A 23523-nucleotide genomic window follows, 5' to 3' on the forward strand; every position below is an offset into this window, starting at 1 on the left:
AAAAGCATTACACCATGAAACATATAAAAATAAAAAGTTTATTAATAATTTTAGCTATAGCCTTTTTAAATAGTTGTAGCGACGATTTTATAGAAGAAAAGAAAAATTTTAGTAGTGTTACTATTGGAATTTATCAAGAAGAATTTTTAGCAACAGCATATTTAGATTTTTTATACTATTCTATGTTACCAGATGATAATCGAAATATGACTGGATGGTCTAAAGCTGCTGTCGAACATTCTGATGCAGGTTTATTTGCTAAAAGTTCAGATGAATTTGCAGGACGAACTTCTATAAATAGGGAATATACTGAGGTTTCTCCTGAAAATGACCATGCATTACAATCATTAGGGCAAAGATTACAGTCCAGTGCGAGTAATAATGTTTGGACAAGAATAAGGTATTGTAATTTATACTTAGCCAATGTTGATAATTATACAGGGCTTGATGAAGATTTTAAAAATCAAGTAAAAGGACAATTTTATTTTTGGAGAGCATGGCAATATTTTGAACTAGTAAGACTGTATGGAGGTGTACCATTAATTTTAGAACCTCAACCAGCAAATGTAAATGATAAAGATGTGCAAACTCCTAGAAGTTCTTCTAGTGATGTCATTGATCAAATTGTAGCTGATTTAGAAATGTCGCAAAATTTACTTGAAAATTCGAGACCGTACACAGAAGAGGAAGAAGGTAGGATAACAGCAGCAGCAGCAATAGCTTTAAAAGGGCGTGTTTTATTAACTTGGGCAAGCCCGCTTTTTAATAGAACAGATGATCAAGCAAGATGGCAACGTGCTTATGATGCTAATTTGGCTGCTTATAATTTTTGTTTATCTTCAGGAAAAGGACTTGATCTAGATTGGAAAAATATGTGGTTTCAAGATAATGGAATGGAGTCTGTTTTTGCTTTTGGATTTAATAATTTAGAATCAAATAATTCTGGAAATAAAAATAATGACACAGAGCGTCAATCTCGTTCTTTAGATCAAGGTGGAAATGGAGCGGTTTCTCCAACAAAAAACATTATGGACGCTTTTCCAATGGCAGATGGTACACCATATAATCCTAATGGTAACTTGAATGAATTTTATAGAAATAGAGACCCTCGATTTTATTATACTTTTGCTTATAATGGAAGTGTTTGGCCGTATAAAGAAAATCCCCAATATAAAAATTGGTCTTATTATTGGTATCCGCTAGCAGCTGGACCAGGTACTCCTAGAATACCAACAACGCCGCAAAATGATACAGGTATATATTTAAGAAAGTTTACTGATGATAATGCTTCTAACACAAATTCTTTTAGAAATAGTGGAGCTGATTATATGGAGATTCGTTTCGCTGAGGTTGTATTAAATTTGGCCGAATCAGCTATTGGCATAAATAACTTGGCTGAAGGTAAAGGTTTTATTGAGGATATTAGAGAAAGAGTAGGTGTTCAGAATTTAGATGGTCAGTATGGTTTATCCAGTGTTAGTTCAAGAGACCAACATTTTGCTGCTGTTATTAATGAAAGAAAAGTGGAATTTGCATATGAGAATAAACGTTTTCACGATTTAAGACGTTGGTTACTTTATAATGATGATTTTGGTACTTGTACAAGGTTAAATCAAATGCCAATAGAAGGATCTAGAAGACAAGGGTATATAACCTTTGTGAAATTAGATGCTTCTACAATTTATGAAAATGGTTTAGGTGTTGACCCTTTGAAAGGTGGTAGTGCACCTATTATTAATAGAGATGCAACAACCTATCCTTCTGGAGTTAATTCGTATGAAGAATATGTAGATTATTTATATGATAATCATTTTGATGTTAGCGTTAAAGATTTTGATATTGAAAATAGTGATGATTTTACTTTTAAATGGTATAGTGAGTATTATTTCTTTGGAATTCCTCAAAATTTAATAAACAACGCTTCTTATCTAGAACAAACTCAAGGATGGGGTGGCTCTTTTAATCCTCTAAATTAATACCTAGTGGATATTAAAAAAATACCTGTATTTGTTTTAAATACAGGTATTTTTTTTAAATAATTCCAACTTGTTTTCAGATTCAGGTTGTTTATTTACATTAATAAAATAACTATTACTACCAACTAAAATAAATTTATAAAATTTATAATAGATGTAAGCCACTACATCGAAACAATTAATACAAAAAATGACTAAGTTTAATTTTATTTTAGTAATCCTTTGTCTAGGAATTACAAATGTTTATGCGCAATATCCAAAGTTAACAAGTGAAGATAGAGCACAAGAAGAAGCTATAAAAACAGAAGCTTACAAGCATTCAGATGAAGCTTGGGAGAAAGCGAAAATAATAGTAGAAAAAGAAGCCAGAGATGGTAAACCCTATATTCCTTGGGCAGGTAGACCAACCGATTTACCGCAAGCAGAAATTCCTGCATTCCCTGGAGCAGAGGGTGGTGGTATGTACACTTTCGGTGGTCGTGGTGGTAATGTTTATACCGTTACAAGTTTAGAGGATGATGGTCCAGGAAGTTTTAGAGAAGCCTGTGAAAAGGGAGGAGCAAGAATTATTGTTTTTAATGTAGCAGGAATCATTAAACTTAAAACGCCGTTAATTATTAGAGCGCCATATATTACTATCGCTGGTCAAACGGCACCTGGTGATGGTGTTTGTATAGCTGGAGAGTCTGTTTGGATAGATACACACGATGTTATAATTCGTCATATGCGTTTTCGTAGAGGAGAAACCTTTGTTGGTCGTAGAGATGATGCAATTGGAGGAAACCCTGTTGGGAATATTATGTTAGATCATATTTCGGCAACTTGGGGCTTAGATGAAAACATGTCTATTTACCGCCATATGTACAGTCCTGGAGCTACTTATAAAGATAAAAAATTTCCAACAGTAAATATTACCATTCAAAACAGTTTGTTTGGTGAAGCTTTAGACACTTATAACCATGCTTTTGGAAGTACGCTAGGAGGTGAAAATTGTGCTTTCATAAGAAATATGTGGGCAAATAATGCTGGTAGAAACCCTTCAATAGGGTGGAATGGTATTTTTAATTTTGTTAATAATGTTATGTTCAATTGGGTGCACCGTTCTATTGATGGTGGCGATTATACAGCAAAATATAACATCATAAATAATTATTTTAAACCAGGGCCTTTAACTAAGGTAGATGAACAAATAGGTTATAGAATTTTAAAACCAGAATCAGGACGAAGTAAACTTGATTATTTAGAATTTGGTCGTGCTTACATTGACGGAAATATTGTTGAAAACAACGAACGTGTTTCTAAAAACAACTGGGATGGTGGTGTGCAAATGGAAAGCAAGAAAGGAATAGAAATGAGTTTAGAAGAAGCTAAAACCTACTTTCCAAAAATGAAAGCAGATAAGCCAATGCCTATGCCTTGGTTTAGAAATATAATGGATGCAGATGATGCGTATGATTTTGTAATTAATAACGCAGGGGCAACATTACCTATTAGAGATGCTGTAGATACAAGAATAGCACGAACAGTTAAAACAGGAATTCCAGAATATGTTAAAGGACTAGATATGGATTCTTTTTACCAATTTAAACACAGACGTTTACCTGCCGATTCTTATAAGAAAGGTATCATTACAGATATTGCTCAAGTTGGAGGCTATCCAGAATATAAAGGAACACCTTATGTTGATACTGACAACGATGGTATGCCAGATTTTTGGGAGGAAAAATATGGTTTAAATCCTAATGACGCTTCAGATGCAAAAACCGATTTAAATAAGGATGGTTATACAAATATCGAAGAGTATATCAACGGTGTAAATCCTAAAAATAAATGTAAAGATTGGTCAGATTTAAAAAACAATAAAGAGACTTTAGTTAAGCCTTTATTGAAATAAATTGTTAAAAGTTAGTCATGTCCATGAAAAAATATAGCATAAATATACTATTCTTAGTAGTCACATTTTGTACTTTAAGTGCACAACAGCATATAGATCCAGAATATGTAAAAGTAACCAATGAAAGAGCTGCTAAAATTGTTTCAAAATTAGAATTATCAGATACTAAAAAAGAACAAGCAGTTGCTGGTATTATTGGTCAGCAATATAGAAATATAAGTAAAATTCAAGAAGCAAGAGACGCTAAAATAGATGCGTTAAAAAAAGCAACTTCTAAAACAAAACAGAAAGATAAAATTGAGAAGTTAAAAAAGAAGGCAGAAAAGAGTATATCGAGGCTTCATAAATCATATTTAAAACAATTATCGAAAGAATTAACTAACGATAAAATTGATGCTGTAAAAGATGGTATGACTTATGGCGTATTGCCTAAAACCTATGCTGCTTTTTTAGATATGATTCCAAGTTTAAATCAAGAGCAGAAAGACTATATTTATAGTAATTTAAAAGAAGCTAGAGAAAAGGCTATTGATGGAGGCTCTTCTAAAGAAAAGCATGCTTGGTTTGGTAAATATAAAGGAAGAATCAATAACTATTTGTCAGCACAAGGCTATGATTTAGAAAAAGAGCGAGAGGGCTGGTATAAACGTATTGAGGAACGTAAAAATGCCAAAGGCAATAAATAAAAGCATTATTTAATTTTCTTAAAAGTCTTAATATGGAAATTTTAATATTCAAATTAATAAAAAAAGTATTGGTAGTTGTGCTGTTTTTTGGATTAGTACAACCTATGTTTGCTCAGTATCCTGAAATTCCACACGAACTTCAAGCTAAAACAGATTCGCTTTTAATGTTAGAAGAAGCTAGGTTACAAGAAATCTGGACAAAAAATTATCATATTATAAAAGAAGAAGCTTTATTAGGGAGACCATATACACCTTGGGCTTCTTACCCAAAAGAACTTTCTAGTGCAGATATTCCTGCGTTTCCAGGAGCAGAAGGAGGCGGTGCATATACCCAAGGCGGTAGAGGTGGAAAAATATTTGTAGTAACAAGTTTAGAGGATAGCGGAAAAGGAACTTTTAGAGAAGCTATTGAAGCTGTAGGAGCAAGAACCATTGTATTTAATATTTCAGGAATTATTCGACTTAAAAAACCGCTTAATATGCGAGCGCCGTATGTTACTATTGCTGGTCAAACAGCGCCTGGTGATGGCGTTTGTATTGCTGGAGAAACTTTAAGTATAGATACTCATGATGTTATTATTAGACACATGCGTTTTCGTAGAGGTGAAACCGATGTTACTAGAAGAGACGATGCTTTGGGTGGTAATTTAATAGGAAACCTTATTATAGATCATTGTTCAACAAGTTGGGGATTAGATGAAAACATGTCGATGTACAGACACATGTATAAAGCTAATGAAAAATCGAAACGTCAAAAATTACCAGCTTCTAATGTTACCATTCAAAATAGTATTTCTTCTGAAGCTTTAGATACATACAACCATTCTTTTGGAAGTACCATAGGCGGACATAATAGTACTTTTATGAGAAACTTATGGGCAGATAATACGGGGAGAAATTGTTCAAACGGTATGAGTGGCGATTTTAATTTTGTCAATAACGTCGTGTTTAATTGGTGGCATCGTACCATTGATGGTGGCGATCAAAGTTCTATGTTTAATATTATTAATAATTATTTTAAACCAGGACCTATTACGCCAACCGATAAACCCATTCGATATAGAATATTAAAACCAGAATCAGGATATTACAAACCAAAAACATACGGACGTGCATATGTTTCTGGAAATTTTATGTTTGGATCTCCAAAGATTACTGCTAATAATTGGGATGGTGGTGTACAAGTAGACAAAAAAGAATTGGCTTATATAAAGCAAAACAAACCCTTTAGCATGCCTGTTTTTCCTATTATGAAAGCGGAAGAAGCCTATGAGTTTGTGTTAAATAATGTGGGTGCAACTTTACCTAAAAGAGACGCCGTAGACGCACGTATTATAAAGCAAGTAAGAACTGGTAAAATAGAATATGAAGATGGACAGGAAAACACTATAGGAAACGAGTTTATAAAAAGACGATTGCCTATTGACTCTTATAAAAAAGGGATTATTACACATCCTAGTCAAGTAGGCGGTTATCCAGATTATAAAGGAAAATCGTATAAAGATTCTGATGGTGATGGTATATCTGATAAATGGGAGAAAAAATATGGGTTAAACCCAAATGATGCCTCAGATGCTAATAAAGATATGAATGGTGATGGTTATACGAATATTGAGAAATATATTAATGGAATTGATCCCACTCAAAGAGTAGATTGGACAAATCCAGAGAATAACACCGATACTTTAGCTAAATTATCAAAGGGATTATTGCAATAATTATAAATTAAATTGTAGTCGTGCTTAAAGATGAATGATATTAATTTAAAAAAGAGAAATTTTTATAAACAAGGTAAACTTATTTTGTCATGTTTCGTTCTGTTTTTTAATGTTTTAAGCAGTGTAGCTCAAACAACTTTTCCTGATATAAAGAAAAATAAAAAAGAGGGTATTGAAATGGTTTCGGATTCTTTAGGAAACGAAATTCCTGATTTTTCATATGCAGGTTATATGGCTTCCGAAAAGCCAATTCCTAATGTTGAGACTAAAATTTTTGTACCTAATCAAACCGAAGATGCGACTCAAAAAATACAAGCAGCCATTGATTACGTTGGTAATTTAAAACCTAACACAAATGGGTTTAGAGGCGCCATTCTTTTAGATAAAGGTGTTTTTAAAATTAACGGCACTTTATATATTGAAAAATCAGGTGTTGTGTTGCGCGGAAGCGGAAATAATAAAAACGAAACACAGCTTTTAGGTACTGGGTTAAAACGAGAAGCTTTAATTCGTGTTTTAGGCGTTGATGATAGAAAATATCTAGATACTTTAGCTTTTAAAACCACTTATTCACCACTTGGAGCTAGAAAAATACAACTTAAAAATAGTTCTAAATTAAAGGTTTCAGATGATGTAGTGATTCAAAAATTATTAACCAATCATTGGATTGATGCGTTGAATATGTCTGACTTTGGAGGTGAAACAGGTTGGATAGGATGGAAAACTAGAGATTGGGATATTACATGGAATCGTGTTGTTACCAATATTGAAGGTGATGAGATTACGTTGAATGCACCTTTAACCATGACTCTAGATGATGGGTATGGTAAAGCCAAAGCCATTCGATATACTTGGGAAGGCAGAATAGAGTATGTTGGTATTGAGAATTTAACTATGCAGTCTACCTTCGATGCTTCTAATTCTAAAGATGAATTACACCGATGGTTAGGCATTAGTTTTGAAAACATAAAAAATGCATGGGTACGTCAAGTCAATTTTAAACATTTTGCAGGAGGAGCCGTTTCAGTATTAAAATCAGCACAACAAATAACAGTTGAAGATTGTATGGCTACCGAGTCTATTTCTGAAATAGCAGGATTTAGAAGACATACGTTTTATACTGAAGGTCAGCAAACACTTTTTCAACGTTGTTATTCAGAATATGGGTATCATGATTTTGCAGTAGGCGGTTATGGTACTACAGGCCCTAATGCGTTTGTACAATGCGAATCGTTTATGCCATATAGTAATAATGGCGCGATTGGTAGTTGGGCAACAGGTGTTTTATTTGATGTCGTTTATGTTGATGGTAATGCATTAAGTTTTAATAACAGAGAGCAAAACGGTAGAGGTGCAGGATGGACTGCTGCTAATAGTGTAATTTGGGAATCATCTGCATCAAAAATAGATTGTTACAGTCCGCCAACAGCTCATAATTGGGCATTCGGTGTTTGGGGAGGAATTATGGCAGGAAATGGACATTGGAAAGATGTAAATAATCATATCAAACCAAGAAGTTTATTTTATGCACAATTAGGTAATCGATTATCAACGCTTCCTGTAGAACCTTATATTAAAGATTTAGGTTCAGAACAAACATCAAGTCCTACTATAGAACAAGCAGAAATGTTGACGAAACAAGCAGAAAACAAATTGCTAACATTACCAGAATGGATTAAGCAAGTTTCAGCATTAAATAGTATTCCTGTAAATACATCAAAGCTTAAATCTATTGATGATTTAAAGTTTAAAGTTTTCCGCGAAAGCGAAAAGAATACTATTTCTAAAGTAGAAACAAAAAACGGGAAGCTAACTTTTAACGAAACACTTCTTACTGGTAAAAAAGCCAATGTTATGTGGTGGCGTGGAAGTCTTAGAGATTATGATGTTAAAAAATCATCGCCACATATTACCCGATTTGTTCCAGGTAAAAGCGGGACAGGGTTTACCGATAATTTAAAAGAAGTTGTTGCATATAATAAAGCTGAAAATATAATAGCTGTAGATCATAATTATGGTTTATGGTACGAACGCAGAATGGACGACCATGAGCGTACACGTAGAATTGATGCAGATGTTTGGGCGCCTTTTTACGAACAGCCATTTGCTAGAAGCGGACAAGGAGTAGCATGGGATCAATTAAGTAAATACGATTTAACAAAATACAACGATTGGTATTGGAACCGTTTACAGCGTTTTGCTAGTTTAGCAGAATCTGAAGGGCAGTTATTAATACATCAACAATATTTTCAGCATAATATTTTAGAAGCTGGTGCGCATTGGTCTAGTTCGCCTTGGCGTTCTGCTAATAATATAAACAATACAGGGTTTCCAGAGCCAGTGCCATATGCTGGTGATAAGCGTATTTTTATGGCGGAACAATTTTATGATGTTTCAGATCCTACTAGAAAAAAAATACACCAACAATTTATAAGGAAATCGTTAAATAATTTTCAAAACAATTCGAATGTTATTCAGCTTACAAGTGCCGAATATACAGGGCCTCTTCATTTTATGCAATTTTGGATAGATGAAGTTGAAGCGTGGAAAGAGGAAACAGGAAAGTCTGCTATTATTGGTTTGAGTGCCACAAAAGATGTTCAAGATGCTATTTTAAATGATGCAAAACGAAATAAAACAGTTGACTTAATTGATATTCGTTATTGGCATTACCGCGAAGATGGAAGTGTTTATGCGCCCGAAGGAGGTAAAAACTTAGCGCCACGACAACATGCTCGTAAAATAAAAGTTGGCAAAGAAACCGAAGCACAGGTTTATAGAGCGGTTAGAGAATATCGAGATAAATATCCAGAGAAATCTGTGTTGTATTCAACAAATAGAGCTTCAAAATTTGGTTGGGCCGTTTTAATGGCAGGCGGCTCGATGGCTAATATTCCTCAAGTAAATATTGATGGTTTTTATAAGTCATTATCGCAAATGACAGTCCATGCTAACGATGCTTTTAATAGCGATACTTGGTCGTTAGAAAACAAAGGGGAGTCTTATCTTTTTTATCTGAAAAATACAAAAGAAATCACTATTGATTTATCTGATTATAAAGGGAAATATGAAGTGTTTTGGATGGATCCTGAAAACGGAAATATAGTGTCTAAAACCGTTTTTAAATGCTCAGAAAAGCAAACATTAACATCACCAACAAACAACAAAACAGTAGTTTATATCAAAAGAAAATAAATTTAGTTATGAATAAGAATATTAATTTTTTTAAAGTTTTCACTGCCTTATTAATAATGTCTACAGTGATTTCTTGTAAAGAATCTAAAAAAGAAAATATAGAACCAGAAGAATTAGGAATGTCTAAACTTCAAGTATCAGAAAACGGACATTATTTTCAAACAGAGGACGGAAAACCATTTTTTTGGTTAGGTGATACAGGATGGTTAACGTTTAAAAAGCTAAAACGTGAAGAAATTGTAAGCTACTTTCAAGATAGAAAAGAAAAAGGGTATAATGTTATTCAAATCATGACCATGCATTCTGAAGAAATGTCTAATGTTTATGGCGATTCGGCTGTAGTAAATAAAGATGTCTCAAAACCTTTAATAACAGAAGGAAATAGTTTTGAAAATCCTGAAGAATATGATTTCTGGGATCATGTAGATTATGCTTTAGATGTTGCAGAAGAAAAGGATTTGTATGTAGGAATGGTGCCTATTTGGGGAACATCTGTTAAAGGAGGCAAAGTGAGTTTAGAGCAAGCAAAAGCCTATGCAACGTTTTTAGGAGATCGTTTTAAAGGTAGAAAAAATATTATCTGGTTAAACGGAGGTGATACACCAGGTGATGAGAATGTTGAAATATGGAATGCTATTGGTGAAATTTTGAAAGCTAAAAACCCTGAGTGTTTAGTAACTTTTCATCCTTTTGGTCGCACAGATTCTTCTGATAATTTTCATAATGCAAGCTGGTTAGATTTTAATATGTTTCAATCGGGACACAGACGTTACGATCAGGATGATACAGAACGTGCATACGGACAAGATAATTATAAGTACGTACAACCTGATTTTAAATTAAAGCCAGCGAAACCAACATTAGATGGCGAACCGTCTTATGAAGGTATTCCTCAAGGTTTACACGATACGTTACAACCCTTATGGAATGATAACGATTTACGTCGTTATGCATACTGGTCTGTTTTTGCAGGAGGCGCAGGATTTACTTATGGGCATAGTGCAGTAATGCAAATGTTTAGAACTGGTGATAATCCGGCATACGGAAACAAAAAACTATGGGGTGAAGCATTGAATGATCCTGGAGCAGGACAAATGGAACATCTTAAAAATTTAATTTTAGAGTATCCTTATTTCGAGCGTATTCCAGATGAAAGTTTAATCGCTAATCAAGGCGTTAAATACGATTATTTAGCTGCTACACAAGGTGGCAATTATGCTTTAATTTATACTTATAATGGTAGAACCATATCGGTTAATATGGGCAAAATTTCTGGAGAAGAAGTAGCTGCTTCTTGGTTTAATCCTAAAAATGGTGAGGTTAGCAAGATAGGAACTTTTAAAAATGAAGGTACTCAAGCGTTCGACCCTTCTGGAGAACAAGAAGAAGGCAACGATTGGGTATTAATACTAACATCTAAATAAGCGTATTTTGAATTTAAAAAAAGCAAGTTTAATATTAATTTTTATAGTGTCGTTTTCATCTGTTTATGCAACTAATGGATGGTTGAATATTTTAGAAGAAGGCGGAAATAATAAAGGCGAATTATGCACCGAAGCGATTCAAGGTGCTATTGAAAAAGCTTCAAAGAATGGTGGTGGGACTATTTATTTTCCGGCAGGTAATTATTTAACAGGACCTATAAAATTAAAAAACAACATCACAATTCATATAGAATCTGGAGCTGTTTTAAAGTTTTCTACCAATTTCGATCATTATTTGCCATTTGTAGAATTACGTTGGGAAGGTACAGTCATGAAAAGTTTTTCACCTCTAATTTATGGTAAAGATTTAGAGAATGTGACTATTACAGGTCGCGGAACTATTGACGGACAAGGAGAAGCTTGGTGGAAAGAAATTTGGAGAATAGAATCTTCTAAAGAAAAGTTGGAGCTTACTAAGTATCAAAAAATGGCTCAGGAAGCCAATGCTGGTTTAGTAACATCAGACTACTATAAAAGAACAAGAAGTTACTTATTTCATCGACCTCCGTTATTCCAAACATATAATTGTAAGAATGTTAGAATTGAAGGTGTTACTATTCAAAATTCTCCATTCTGGACCATTAATCCAGCGTTTTGCGATAATGTAACAATTGATGGGGTGACTATTTTTAACCCGTATTCACCAAATACCGATGGTATTAATCCAACATCATGTAAAAATGTGCATATTTCAAATTGCCATATTAGTGTTGGTGATGATTGTATTACTATAAAATCTGGTAGAGATGCCGATGGTAGAAAATGGGCAACACCAACTGAAAATGTTACCATTACAAATTGTACCATGTTAGATGGTCATGGCGGAGTGGTTATTGGTAGTGAAATGTCTGGAGGTATTAAAAAAATAGTAATTTCAAACTGTGTTTTCGATGGTACCGATAGAGGTATTCGTATTAAAGCAGCACGTGGTAGAGGTGGAGTTGTAGAAGATATTCGTGTGTCTAATATTGTTATGAATAATATCAAATTAGAAGCTTTTATGATGAATCTTTTTTATGATAAAAACACAAAAGTAGAACCTGTTTCAGAGCGTACGCCTATTTTTAGAAATATTCATATGAGTAATATCACAGGAAGCAATGTTAATGTAGCGGGACGTATTTTAGGGATTCCAGAAATGCCTATTCAAAATATATCATTTAATGATATTAATATTGAAGCTAAAAAAGGCTTTTCAATAAGTACAGCAAAAGATATTGAGTTTCATGATGTTAATATTACAACAACTTTAGGCGCTTCATTTGAAATTGAAAATTCTAAAAATATTGTTTTAGATAATACAGCTACTAAATCACCTTTAGAAAAAACACCTGTTATAAAACTAAGTAATGTGTCTAATGTGATGATTAATAATAATTTTCCAATGCAAGAAACCGATGTTTTCTTAGAAGTAAATGGTTCTGAAACAGAATCAGTTTTCTTAAAAAATAACGTGTTTGAAAACGTAAAAACAGTATTGGAAAAAGGTAAAGATTTGAATTCTGAAATTAAAATAGATTAAATTACTCAGTATAGATGAAGAAATTACTGTTACTAATACTATTCCCTTTTATTTTTAATTGTGCGTCCCCAAAAGAGGCTTACATTTTTACGTCTTTTAGAGAGCCCGCAACTGATGGGTTGTATTTAGCATATAGTGAAGATGGTTACCATTGGGAAGACCTTAAAGGGCCTTATTTAAAACCTGAAGCTGGCGCTAGTAAAATTATGAGAGATCCTTCTATTGTTAGAGGGAAAGATGATACCTATCATATGGTTTGGACAACCGACTGGAAAGGCGGTAATGGTTTTGGGTATGCCAGTTCTAAAGATTTAATTAACTGGTCTGAACAACAATATATTCCTGTAATGGCTCACGAACCCGATGTTGTTAATATTTGGGCACCCGAAATTTTTTATGATGATGAAGACGATCGTTATATTATTATTTGGGCTTCAACCATTCCATTCCGATTTGAAAAAGGTATTGAAGACGAAAAGAATAATCATCGAATGTACTATGTTACAACCAAAGATTTTAAAACCTTTTCAGACACAAAATTATTTTTAGATCCAGGCTTTAGTGTTATAGATTGTGTTATTGTTAAACGTGCTAAAGACGATTATGCATTAATTATAAAAGATAATACAAGGCCAAATAGAAATTTAAAAGTCGCCTTCGGTAAAACACCTTTAGGACCCTTTGAAAATATTTCAGAACCTTATTCTGGTTTTCTTTCAGAAGGACCAACCGTGTTAGAACAGGATGGAAAATACATCATTTATTACGATAATTATGGTGAGAAGAATTATAAAGCGTTAAGTACATTAGATTTTAAAACATTTGAAGACATATCTGTCGACATAAAACTTCCAGAAGGGCATAAGCATGGTACAATATCAACTATTTCAGAAGATATTTTAAAAGGATTAATAGAAAAAAGTAAAGAGAAATAATGAATCATTTTCAAAGTATAAAGAAGTGTTTAGTATCAGGGGTTTTAATATGTTTTGTTTTTTTTACAATAAACGCACAACAAGATACTCTAAAGTATGTTGGAAAAACACTCTCTAATATAGATTATCATCACGGACAATTAAGTCCAGCAGTAGGTGTTCATGCCACTCAAATTATGCGAGCAAGTAGAGAACATCCTGAAAAAGCTGATGGTTTCGGTTGGACATATAACCATGCACCAAACATAGCATATTGGAATAACACCTTTTTTGTTCAATATTTAAGCGACCCTGTGGGAGAGCATATTCCACCAAGTCAATCGTTTTTACAAACATCACCAAATGGAGACAACTGGACGTTTCCAGAAGTTGTTTTTCCTATTTATAACATTCCAGATGGTTATGTAAAAGAAGGTGTTGATGCTGTTGCCAAAAATTTAACAGCAGTTATGCATCAACGTATGAGTTTCTTCACATCTTCCGATAATAGGTTTTTTGCTTTAGCATACTATGGTATTGTTATGAAATTAAAAGACCATCCAAATGATGGAATGGGTGTTGGTCGTGTAATTAGAGAGATCTATAAAGATGGTAGTTTCGGACCTATTTATTTTATTCGTTATAATAAAACATGGGATACTTCAAAATCTGCATATCCGTTTTATACTAAATCTAAAGATAAAGGTTTCAAAAAAGCATGTAAAGAACTACTAGCTAAACCTTTAATGATGCAACAATGGGTTGAAGAAGCCGATAGAGACGATCCTTTAATTCCGCTTAAAAAACAATTCAAAGCCTTTAGTTATTACCATTTACCAAATGGCAATGTTGTTGGTTTATGGAAATATGCTTTAACATCAATAAGTAAGGATAATGGCTTAACATGGGATTATAAGCCGTTACGAGCACCAGGTTTTGTAAATAATAATGCTAAAATTTGGGGACAAAAAACGTCTGATGGTCGTTTTGCAACCGTTTATAATCCTTCAGAATTCCGTTGGCCTTTGGCGGTTTCTACAAGTGAAGATGGTTTAAATTATAACAACTTATTTTTAGTACATGGCGAAATATCTAGAATACGCTATGGTGGTGCTTATAAATCGCACGGTCCACAATATGTACGTGGTATTGTAGAAGGTAATGGTACGCCTCCAGATGGAAAACTTTGGGTGACTTACAGTATGAATAAAGAAGACATGTGGGTGGCTTCAATTCCTGTTCCTGTAACAAGTACGGTTGATGACGATGTTAATGATGTTTTTAATACACTTCCAAATGGAGAAGAATTAAAGCTTTGGAATACCTATGATTTATCATGGGCTTCAGCTAAAATTGAAACTAAATCTGGTGAGAAATATTTAACACTTCGTGATGAAGATCCGTTTGATTATCCTCGAGTAGAACGTATCATTCCTTTTGCAGAAAAAATGGAAGCCAGTTTTACAGTGATTCCAGAACAAAATAATCATGGTATGCTACAAGTAGAATTTCAAAATCAAAAAGGCATGCCTGCTATTCGATTTATATTTGATTCGGAAGGGAATTTAAAACATAAAGCTGGGTACCGATTAAGAAATATTACGAGTTACGAAGCTGGAAAAACTTATACTATTAAGGTGTCATTAAATGCTAAATCGCGTTCTTATACCTTTAGTGTAAATGGAGGTGAAGACATTAGAGGTATTCTTTTTCAACCTGTTGAAGGCATATCTCGCGTTATGTTCCGTACAGGAGAACAACGTCATTACCCAACTGTAGACACGCCAGTTGATACACCAGATTATGACGATGTGCCTTTTACAGGAGCATCTGTTCCTGAAGCTGTTTTTAATATTAAATCACTCATTACAAAAAAGTTGTAAGTTGAAATTTTTAAAATCCATATTACTAAGTATTAGTTTTTGTCTAGCCATAATGGTTAGTGCTCAAACATCTGATACTAATTTTAAATCACCTATATCTGAAACAATAAAAAAAATAGAAACTATTTTTAATGTTCGAATAAACGATGATAGAGGGCTATTAAAAGAGAAGGTTTTAGATTATGCAGATTGGAGAATAGAACAAGGGAATTTAGAAGTATCGCTAGCAAATGTATTGGCGCCTTTTAACTTAAGAACCTTTAAACAAGAAGACGGATCGTATAAAATTAGAAAGTTTAAATATCATAAAGTTTCTGAAGCTAAGGCTGAAAAACGATTAGCTTATTTATCAGATTTATATCAAGATAAAGCAACATGGGAGGCTAGAAAAGCCGAATTGAAGTCCTGCATGATTGCTGCTTTTGGAATTGATAAAGCACCCAAATCACCAAATTCTAAACCTATTCTAACAAAAAAAAGAAAGTATAAAGGCTATAGTGTTGAAAATATTGCGTTAGAAATTTTACCGGGTGTTTATACTACAGGTTCTATTTATAAACCGTATCCATTAAGAAAAAAAGCAGCTGTAATTGTGTCGCCTAATGGGCATTTTGGTGACGGACGTTATCGCGAAAATGAACAAATACGCTGTGCTATGTTAGCTAAAATGGGCGCTATTGTGGTGAATTATGATTTATTTGCATGGGGAGAATCTCGACTTCAATTTCCATCAACCACACATAGAAATAGTATAGCATCAACCATGCAACTTTTAAGCGGTATGCGTTTGCTAGATTATGTACTAACACTTAAACATGCAGATGCCACGAGAGTAGGTGTTACTGGTGGCTCAGGTGGCGGTTCGCATACTATGTTTTTAGCAGCATTAGACGATAGAGTTAAAGTATCTGTGCCTGTTGTTATGGTATCGGCTAATCATTCTGGTGGTTGTCCATGCGAAAGTGGTCGAGGTATTCATTTGTGTGGAAACGGAACTAATAATGCAGAGGTCGCAGCAATGGCAGCACCAAAGCCACAGTTAGTTATTTCCGATGGTAAAGATTGGACACACGAAGTACCAGAATTAGAATTCCCTTTTATTCAAAGAACCTATGGGTTTTATGATGAAAAGAGTTTGGCTGAAAATAAGCATTTTGCAGAAGAAGGTCATAATTATGGTGTGTCAAAACGTATGGCGATGTATCCATTTATGGCGAAATATTTAAGCTTAGATTTAAGCAAAGTGAAAAATATAAAAGGAGACATAGACGAATCTACATGTACTATTGAGCCTTATGAGAAATTATATGTTTTTGGTAATGATGAAAAGAATTTACCTAAAAACGCATTAAAAGATATTGATAAGTTATATGAATTATTTGGAGAACAAAACTATAAAGAATATGAAGTTAGGTAATAACATATATTATAGTTTTATTTTTTTATTCTTTGGAATACAAAGTGTTGTAGCACAGTCTTCACCAGAATTAAAATTGTGGTACGATGAACCAGCAGAAATTTGGAATGAAGCATTGCCAATAGGAAACGGGCGTTTAGGCGCTATGGTTTTTGGAGATCCTGCAGTGGAGCGTTTACAATTAAATGAGGAAACTATTTGGGCAGGTTCGCCTAATAGTAATGCACATGGAAAAGCTTTAAAGGCATTGCCTAAGGTGCGTCAGCTTATTTTTGATGGAAAATATAAAGAAGCTCAAGATTTGGCAACGTCCGATATTCGTTCGCAAACTAATAATGGCATGCCGTATCAAACCTTTGGAAGTGTGTACCTGTCATTTCCAGGGCATCAAAATTACAGTAACTATTACAGAGACTTAAATATTGAAAATGCTACAGCAAAAGTAAAATATACAGTTGATGGTGTTGAATATACTCGAGAAATTTTAACCGCATTTTCAGATCAAGTTATTGCCGTAAAATTAACAGCAAGTAAACCGGGAAGCATTACTTGTAATGTGTTTATGAATAGCCCTTTCGATAAAACAAAGACGACTACGGAAGAAAACCAAGTAACGCTTTCTGGAGTTACAAGTACTATTGAAGGACAAAAAGGACGCGTGAAGTTTCAAGGACGTTTAGCTGCTAAAAACCAAGGAGGAAATCTTTCAGTACGTAACGGTATTTTAAGCATAAATAAAGCAGATGAAGTCACGCTTTATATTTCAATAGCAACAAACTTCAAAAATTATAAAGACATTACCGAAGATTACGTAGCGAAAAGTAAAGCTTTTTTAGATAAGGCAATGCCGAAGGATTTTGAAACGATAAAGAAAAATCACGTGGTGTATTATCAGAATTTCTTTAAGCGTATGTCTTTAGATTTAGGTACAACAGAAGCTTCAAAAGAAACGACAGATCAACGAATTTTAAAATATTCACAGCAATTCGATCCACAGTTAGCGGCTTTGTATTTTCAATTTGGACGTTATTTACTTATTTCTTGTTCGCAACCAGGAGGGCAGCCAGCAAATCTTCAAGGTATATGGAACGATATGTTATTTCCACCATGGGAAAGTAAATACACGATGAATATTAATGCCGAAATGAATTATTGGCCAGCAGAGTTAACCAATCTTTCTGAAATGCATGAGCCTTTTATTCAATTAGCAAAAGAGGTGGCTGAAACAGGAAAAGAAACGGCTAAAATTATGTACAATGCTAGAGGTTGGGTATTGCATCATAATACCGATATTTGGCGTATTACTGGCCCAATAGATATGGCTGCATCAGGAATGTGGCCAACAGGAGGTGCATGGGTATGTCAAGATTTATGGGAACGTTATTTGTATACAGGTGATGAAACATATTTAAAAGAAATTTACCCTATCATGAAAGGAGCTGCGACCTTCTTTTTAGATTTCATGATTCCAGAACCAGAAACAGGGTATTTAGTCGTAGTGCCTTCAAATTCACCAGAAAACACACATGCTGGTGAAGATGGGAAATCAACTATTACAGCAGGTACGACCATGGATAATCAATTGGTTTTCGATTTGTTTACCAATGTCATGAACGCTTCAAAACTATTAAATACAGACAACGCTTTCGCGGAAGAATTAAATACGGCACTTTCTAAAATGTCGCCCATGCGTATTGGTAAACACGGTCAGCTTCAAGAGTGGATGAAAGATTGGGACGATCCTGAAGATCATCACAGACATGTATCGCATTTATATGGCTTGTTTCCGAGTAACCAAATATCCCCATTTAAAACACCTAAGTTATTTGAAGCAGCAAAAAACTCTTTAAAATTCAGAGGCGACGAATCTACAGGTTGGTCTATGGGTTGGAAAGTTAATTTATGGGCTAGATTGTTAGATGGCAATCATGCTTATAAATTATTGCAAGATCAATTACATTTAGTAACAGCAAAACAGCGAAAAGTTGGCGGAACTTACCCAAATATGTTAGATGCGCATCAACCATTTCAAATAGATGGCAATTTTGGTTGTACTGCGGGAATTGCAGAAATGTTAATGCAAAGTCAGGAAGGCGCCATTCATTTATTACCAGCCTTACCAAGTTTTTGGAAAGCGGGAACTATTAAAGGTTTGGTTGCAAGAGGTGGTTTTCAGATTGATATGACGTGGAAAAACAATAAAGTGTCTGAGCTTAAAATAACAGCAAAAAGAGATGGTAATTGCAGATTGCGTTTAGCAAGCAAAATAAAAGGAAGTAATATTAAAAAAGCGAAAGGTGAAAATTCAAATGCTTTGTTTTTTGATGTTGAAGTAAAAGCACCAATTATTTCTGATAAAGCAAAAATTGAAAAACTAAAACTTCCAAAGTATTATGAATACGATGTGGAAATGAAAGCTGGAAAAACATATGTTTTTTACGGGTGTTAAATATATAAAAGTAGACTAAATGAAATTTAGAATAGTATTAGTTGCAATTATTATAGCAAGTTTTACAGGTTGTGAAAAATCATCATCAGAAAAAGCAGGTTATGTTTTAGATGTTGAAAATTATAAGCATTATGTTGATTATTTCAACACGATGGAAGATGAGAATATTGCTAAGGCTGTACCTAATGATAGTGCTTGGTCTTGGATAAAAACGAACATCCCGTTGTTTGATTGCCCGCAACAAAACTTTGAAGAAATGTATTATTTCAGATGGTGGAGTTTACGCAAACATATTACCAATACACCACAAGGATTTGCAATAACTGAGTTTTTGGTAGATCGTTCGTATGCCGATAAATACAATTTAATAGCCTGTGCTTTAGGACACCATATAAATGAATTTAGATGGGTGCATAATCCAGAATATATTGAGCAAAACGTACATTTATGGTATCGAGGAAATGATGCAAAACCAATGGAACGGTTGCATAAGTTTAGTAGTTGGACAGCCGATGCTTTATACAATCGTTATTTAGTAAATAAAGACGCTTCTTATTTGTTAGACATGTATCCAGATTTAGTAAGCGATTATGCGCTTTGGGAAGATGAAAGACAAAGACCTGATGGATTGTTTTGGCAAATTGATGTTAAAGATGGTATGGAAGAATCCTTAAGTGGCGGGCGTCATGTGCAAAACGTGCGACCAACCATTAATAGTTATATGTATGCTAATGCAAAAGCCCTAGCAACTATGGCTAATATGCAAAATGATACTGATAGATCAACCTATTTTGAAGCCAAAGCCGATACGCTTAAACGTTTGGTTGAAACAAGGTTATGGAATAAAAATGCTGAGTTTTTTGAAACCTTAACCGAAAAAGATACTTCGTCTAATGTTAGGGAAGCGATAGGTTTTATTCCATGGTATTTCAATTTACCAACAAAAAATAAAGGTTTTGAAAAAGCTTGGGGACAAGTAAAAGATGAAAAAGGATTCGCTGCGCCTTTTGGTTTAACAACTGCCGAACGTAGAAGTCCGCGTTTTAGAAGTCACGGTACAGGAACTTGTGAATGGGATGGAGCCGTTTGGCCTTTTGCTACATCACAAACCTTAACAGCAATGGCAAATGTGTTAAATAATTATAATCAGGATGTCGTTTCCGAAGCTGATTATTTTAAACAAATGAATTTGTATGTAGAGTCTCAATATTATCGCGGACGTCCATATATAGGAGAATATTTAGATGAAACTACAGGCTATTGGCTTATGGGCGATCGAGAGCGTAGTAGGTATTATAACCATTCTACATTCAACGATTTAATGATTACTGGTTTGGTAGGGTTACGTCCTAGAGCAGATGATAAAATAGAAGTAAATCCGTTAATTCCTCAAGATACATGGGATTGGTTTTGTTTAGATAATGTCTTGTATCACGGAGATATAGTAACTATTATTTGGGATAAAACAGGTGAAAAATATAACAAAGGAAAAGGATTCAAGATTTTTAGAAACGGACAAGAAATAGCTGCTTCGGAAAAACTAGAACGATTAATTTCAGAATAAACTATAAAAATCCTGCAAGGGTTTGAAACCTTGTAGGTGTAAAATTCAATGAAAAAAACGTTACAATATTTAGTTATACTTCTTTTTTCATTTTCTGCAATAGCTCAAAATGACATAAAGTTGCATGATCTTCAATGTGAAATGTTAACCAATCCTTTAGGAATAGATGTTTTACAACCTAGATTGAGTTGGCAGTTTCAAACGGATAATACTGAGGTTGAACAAACAGCGTATCAAATTTTAGTAGCATCAACACTAGAAAAATTAGAAAATAATGATGCCGATTTATGGGATAGCGGAAAGGTGCAAAGTGACGCGTCTATCAATATTTTGTATTCAGGAAAAGCATTAGATAGTAGAGATGAAGCATTCTGGAAGGTGAAAATTTGGACTAATAAAGGAGATGCTAATTGGAGTGAATCAGCACATTGGAGCTTAGGTGTTTTAACCTATTCTGAGTGGAAATCTACACGATGGATTGGGTATAACGAACTTTTTCCTGGAGACAGTATAAGCCAGTTTTCAAAATTATCGGCACGATATATTAGAAAGCAAATTGATTTAGAAAAAAAAGTAAAAAAAGCCAAAGTATATATTATGGGCATGGGCTTATATGAACTATATATCAATGGCGAAAAAATTGGTAATCAAGTTTTAGCACCAGTACCTACCGATTATACAAAAAACGTAAAGTACAATGTATTTGATGTTACCTCTCAATTACAACAAGGCGAAAATGTTATAGGAACTATTTTAGGAAACGGACGCTTTTTTGCCATGCGACAAGAATATAAGCCTTATAAAATTAAAAGTTTCGGCTTGCCAAAAATGGCAATGCAATTAGTTGTTGAATATGAAGATGGCACCAAACAAACCATAAAAACAGACCAATCATGGAAGTTTTCTCCAAATGGTCCTATTAGAGCTAATAATGAATACGATGGTGAAACATACGATGCTCGTAAAGAAATACCAAATTGGAATAAGGTTGGTTTTGATGATAGCGATTGGAAGAACTTAATCTGGGTACAAGAACCAGGTGGTTTTCCTGAAGCACAAATGACACCTAACATGAAGGTGATGGATGAGGTAAAGCCAATATCTATAACGCCAACTAAAAACGGGACTTATATTTTAGATATGGGACAGAATATGGTTGGATGGTTACAGCTTAAGGTTAAAGGAAATAGTGGAGACAAAATTACTATGAAGTTTGCCGAATCTTTAAAAGAGGACGGATCGCTTTATATTGCTAATTTAAGAGATGCTCGCGTTACCGACACTTATATTTTAAAAGGTGAAGCTGAAGAAATTTGGGAGCCTAAATTTGTATACCATGGTTTCCGATTTGTTGAAATATCAGGTTTTAACTATAAACCGACATTAGATAATTTTTTAGGAAAAGTAGTTTACGATAATATAAAAACGACGGGTTCATTTGAATGTTCAAACCCAACAATGAATCAAATTTTTAAGAATGCCTTTTGGGGTATTCGAGGAAATTATAAGGGCATGCCAATTGATTGTCCGCAACGTAACGAGCGTCAACCATGGTTAGGAGATAGAACAACTGGTGCTTATGGCGAAAGTTTTCTATTCGATAACCAAACGTTGTATGCAAAATGGCTAGACGATATTAAGTTTTCTCAAACTTTAGATGGTGGTATTCCAGATGTAGCACCAGCTTTTTGGCGTTATTATGGTGATGGTGTAACTTGGCAAGGGGCTTACATTAAAGTTGCTGAAATGTTATATCAACAATTTGGTGATGAAAAAGTTATAAAAGATCATTATCCGTTTATGAAAAAATGGGTACTGTATATGGAGAAGAGCTATTTGAAGAATGATTTAATGACTAAGGATAAATATGGCGATTGGTGCGTGCCACCAGAATCATTAGAAATTATTCGTTCTAAAGACCCAACCCGTTTAACGGATGGGGAAGTATTATCAAGTGCATTTTATTATCATTTATTGCAAATCATGAAAAAATTTGCAACGATCTCAGGAGCAGATAAATCAGATGCTATTTACTATAATGATTTAGCTAATCGTATTAAAAAAGCATTTAATGCTAAATATTTTCATTCAGAAACGTATAGTTATGCAAACAATACTGTAACAGCCAATGTGTTGCCTTTGGCGTTTAATATGGTGCCAGATAATCTTCAGGATAAAGTATTTCAAAACATGGTGCATCAAGTTGAGGTTGTTAAAGAAGGTCATGTAAGTACAGGTGTTGTTGGGATTCAGTTTTTAATGCGAACGTTAACGGAGTTTGGTAGAGGCGATTTAGCGTATAAACTAGCATCAAATAAAACCTATCCAAGTTGGGGTTATATGGTTGAAAATGGTGCTACAACTATTTGGGAGTTATGGAATGGTAATACAGCAAATCCTAAAATGAATTCTCAAAATCATGTGATGCTTTTAGGTGATTTAATGATTTGGTATTACGAGAATATGGCTGGAATAAAAAGTAGTTCCAAATATCCAGGATTTAAACAAATCATAATGAAACCAGATTTTGATGCAGGTTTAACCTATGTGAATGCGTCATATAAATCTAGTCACGGATTAATAAAAAGCCATTGGAAGAAAAAGAAAAACAAATTAGAATGGAACATCACAGTGCCTGCTAATACGAGTGCACTTGTTTATTTACCAACGGAAGTTGCTTCAAAAGTAAAAGTGAATAAAGAAAAGTTAGAGACTACTTCTAAAACAATAAAAATAGAAGATGGTAAATTAGTTGTTGAGTTAAAATCAGGAAATTATACCATAAACGTAAACTAAATTTATAAAATTAATTATAAAACAT

The 23523-nt window shown here is 33.9% G+C and carries 13 protein-coding genes; all 13 read left to right on the forward strand.

Annotated elements, in window-relative coordinates:
• Positions 1 to 14 precede the first annotated feature (14 nt).
• A complete protein-coding gene (locus ACH5TW_RS14330) occupies positions 15 to 1976 on the forward strand; it encodes a RagB/SusD family nutrient uptake outer membrane protein (protein ID WP_439337190.1) in 1962 nt (653 codons plus the stop codon).
• A 190-nt stretch (positions 1977 to 2166) separates the two neighbouring features.
• On the forward strand, positions 2167 to 3870 hold the full coding sequence (locus ACH5TW_RS14335) for a polysaccharide lyase (protein ID WP_439337191.1): 1704 nt from the start codon (positions 2167 to 2169) through the stop codon (positions 3868 to 3870).
• A gap of 23 nt (positions 3871 to 3893) precedes the next feature.
• Complete coding sequence (locus ACH5TW_RS14340) at positions 3894 to 4556, forward strand: DUF3826 domain-containing protein (RefSeq protein WP_439337192.1); 663 nt, start codon at positions 3894 to 3896, stop codon at positions 4554 to 4556.
• A 32-nt stretch (positions 4557 to 4588) separates the two neighbouring features.
• Positions 4589 to 6274 (forward strand): polysaccharide lyase, encoded by a 1686-nt coding sequence (locus tag ACH5TW_RS14345; RefSeq protein WP_439337193.1) that lies wholly within the window; start codon positions 4589 to 4591, stop codon positions 6272 to 6274.
• 30 nt (positions 6275 to 6304) lie between these two features.
• Positions 6305 to 9469, forward strand: coding sequence for a DUF6298 domain-containing protein (locus ACH5TW_RS14350; protein WP_439337194.1), 3165 nt, complete (start codon positions 6305 to 6307; stop codon positions 9467 to 9469).
• A gap of 8 nt (positions 9470 to 9477) precedes the next feature.
• Positions 9478 to 10893: a glycoside hydrolase family 140 protein gene (locus ACH5TW_RS14355; RefSeq protein ID WP_439337195.1), complete on the forward strand. Its 1416-nt coding sequence runs from the start codon at positions 9478 to 9480 to the stop codon at positions 10891 to 10893.
• A gap of 7 nt (positions 10894 to 10900) precedes the next feature.
• The gene (locus tag ACH5TW_RS14360; RefSeq protein WP_439337196.1) at positions 10901 to 12475 is read left to right on the forward strand and encodes a glycoside hydrolase family 28 protein; all 1575 of its coding nucleotides are present in this window, start codon (positions 10901 to 10903) and stop codon (positions 12473 to 12475) included.
• A gap of 14 nt (positions 12476 to 12489) precedes the next feature.
• A complete protein-coding gene (locus ACH5TW_RS14365) occupies positions 12490 to 13410 on the forward strand; it encodes a glycoside hydrolase family 43 protein (RefSeq protein ID WP_439337197.1) in 921 nt (306 codons plus the stop codon).
• Positions 13410 to 15272: an exo-alpha-sialidase gene (locus tag ACH5TW_RS14370; protein ID WP_439337198.1), complete on the forward strand. Its 1863-nt coding sequence runs from the start codon at positions 13410 to 13412 to the stop codon at positions 15270 to 15272. Before ACH5TW_RS14365 ends, ACH5TW_RS14370 begins: the two co-directional genes overlap by 1 nt.
• A 1-nt stretch (position 15273) precedes the next feature.
• Positions 15274 to 16689, forward strand: coding sequence for an acetylxylan esterase (locus ACH5TW_RS14375; RefSeq protein ID WP_439337199.1), 1416 nt, complete (start codon positions 15274 to 15276; stop codon positions 16687 to 16689).
• On the forward strand, positions 16676 to 19138 hold the full coding sequence (locus ACH5TW_RS14380) for a glycoside hydrolase family 95 protein (protein WP_439337200.1): 2463 nt from the start codon (positions 16676 to 16678) through the stop codon (positions 19136 to 19138). Before ACH5TW_RS14375 ends, ACH5TW_RS14380 begins: the two co-directional genes overlap by 14 nt.
• Positions 19139 to 19157: 19 nt before the next feature.
• Positions 19158 to 20702 carry an MGH1-like glycoside hydrolase domain-containing protein gene (locus ACH5TW_RS14385; protein WP_439337201.1) on the forward strand — a complete coding sequence of 515 codons (1545 nt, stop codon included), beginning with the start codon at positions 19158 to 19160 and terminating at the stop codon, positions 20700 to 20702.
• A 48-nt stretch (positions 20703 to 20750) separates the two neighbouring features.
• A complete protein-coding gene (locus ACH5TW_RS14390; protein WP_439337202.1) occupies positions 20751 to 23498 on the forward strand; it encodes an alpha-L-rhamnosidase in 2748 nt (915 codons plus the stop codon).
• Positions 23499 to 23523: the final 25 nt, after the last annotated feature.

The sequence above is a fragment of the Thalassobellus sediminis genome (assembly GCF_044386045.1).
Classification (GTDB): domain Bacteria; phylum Bacteroidota; class Bacteroidia; order Flavobacteriales; family Flavobacteriaceae; genus Thalassobellus; species Thalassobellus sediminis.

Excerpts from the sequence above, each read along its gene's own strand:
- ACH5TW_RS14330 (WP_439337190.1), top strand. The coding sequence starts at position 15 with ATGAAACATATAAAAATAAAAAGTTTATTAATAATTTTAGCTATAGCC.
- ACH5TW_RS14335 (WP_439337191.1), top strand. The coding sequence starts at position 2,167 with ATGACTAAGTTTAATTTTATTTTAGTAATCCTTTGTCTAGGAATTACA.
- ACH5TW_RS14340 (WP_439337192.1), top strand. The coding sequence starts at position 3,894 with ATGAAAAAATATAGCATAAATATACTATTCTTAGTAGTCACATTTTGT.
- ACH5TW_RS14345 (WP_439337193.1), top strand. The coding sequence starts at position 4,589 with ATGGAAATTTTAATATTCAAATTAATAAAAAAAGTATTGGTAGTTGTG.
- ACH5TW_RS14350 (WP_439337194.1), top strand. The coding sequence starts at position 6,305 with ATGAATGATATTAATTTAAAAAAGAGAAATTTTTATAAACAAGGTAAA.
- ACH5TW_RS14355 (WP_439337195.1), top strand. The coding sequence starts at position 9,478 with ATGAATAAGAATATTAATTTTTTTAAAGTTTTCACTGCCTTATTAATA.
- ACH5TW_RS14365 (WP_439337197.1), top strand. The coding sequence starts at position 12,490 with ATGAAGAAATTACTGTTACTAATACTATTCCCTTTTATTTTTAATTGT.
- ACH5TW_RS14370 (WP_439337198.1), top strand. The coding sequence starts at position 13,410 with ATGAATCATTTTCAAAGTATAAAGAAGTGTTTAGTATCAGGGGTTTTA.
- ACH5TW_RS14380 (WP_439337200.1), top strand. The coding sequence starts at position 16,676 with ATGAAGTTAGGTAATAACATATATTATAGTTTTATTTTTTTATTCTTT.
- ACH5TW_RS14385 (WP_439337201.1), top strand. The coding sequence starts at position 19,158 with ATGAAATTTAGAATAGTATTAGTTGCAATTATTATAGCAAGTTTTACA.
- ACH5TW_RS14390 (WP_439337202.1), top strand. The coding sequence starts at position 20,751 with ATGAAAAAAACGTTACAATATTTAGTTATACTTCTTTTTTCATTTTCT.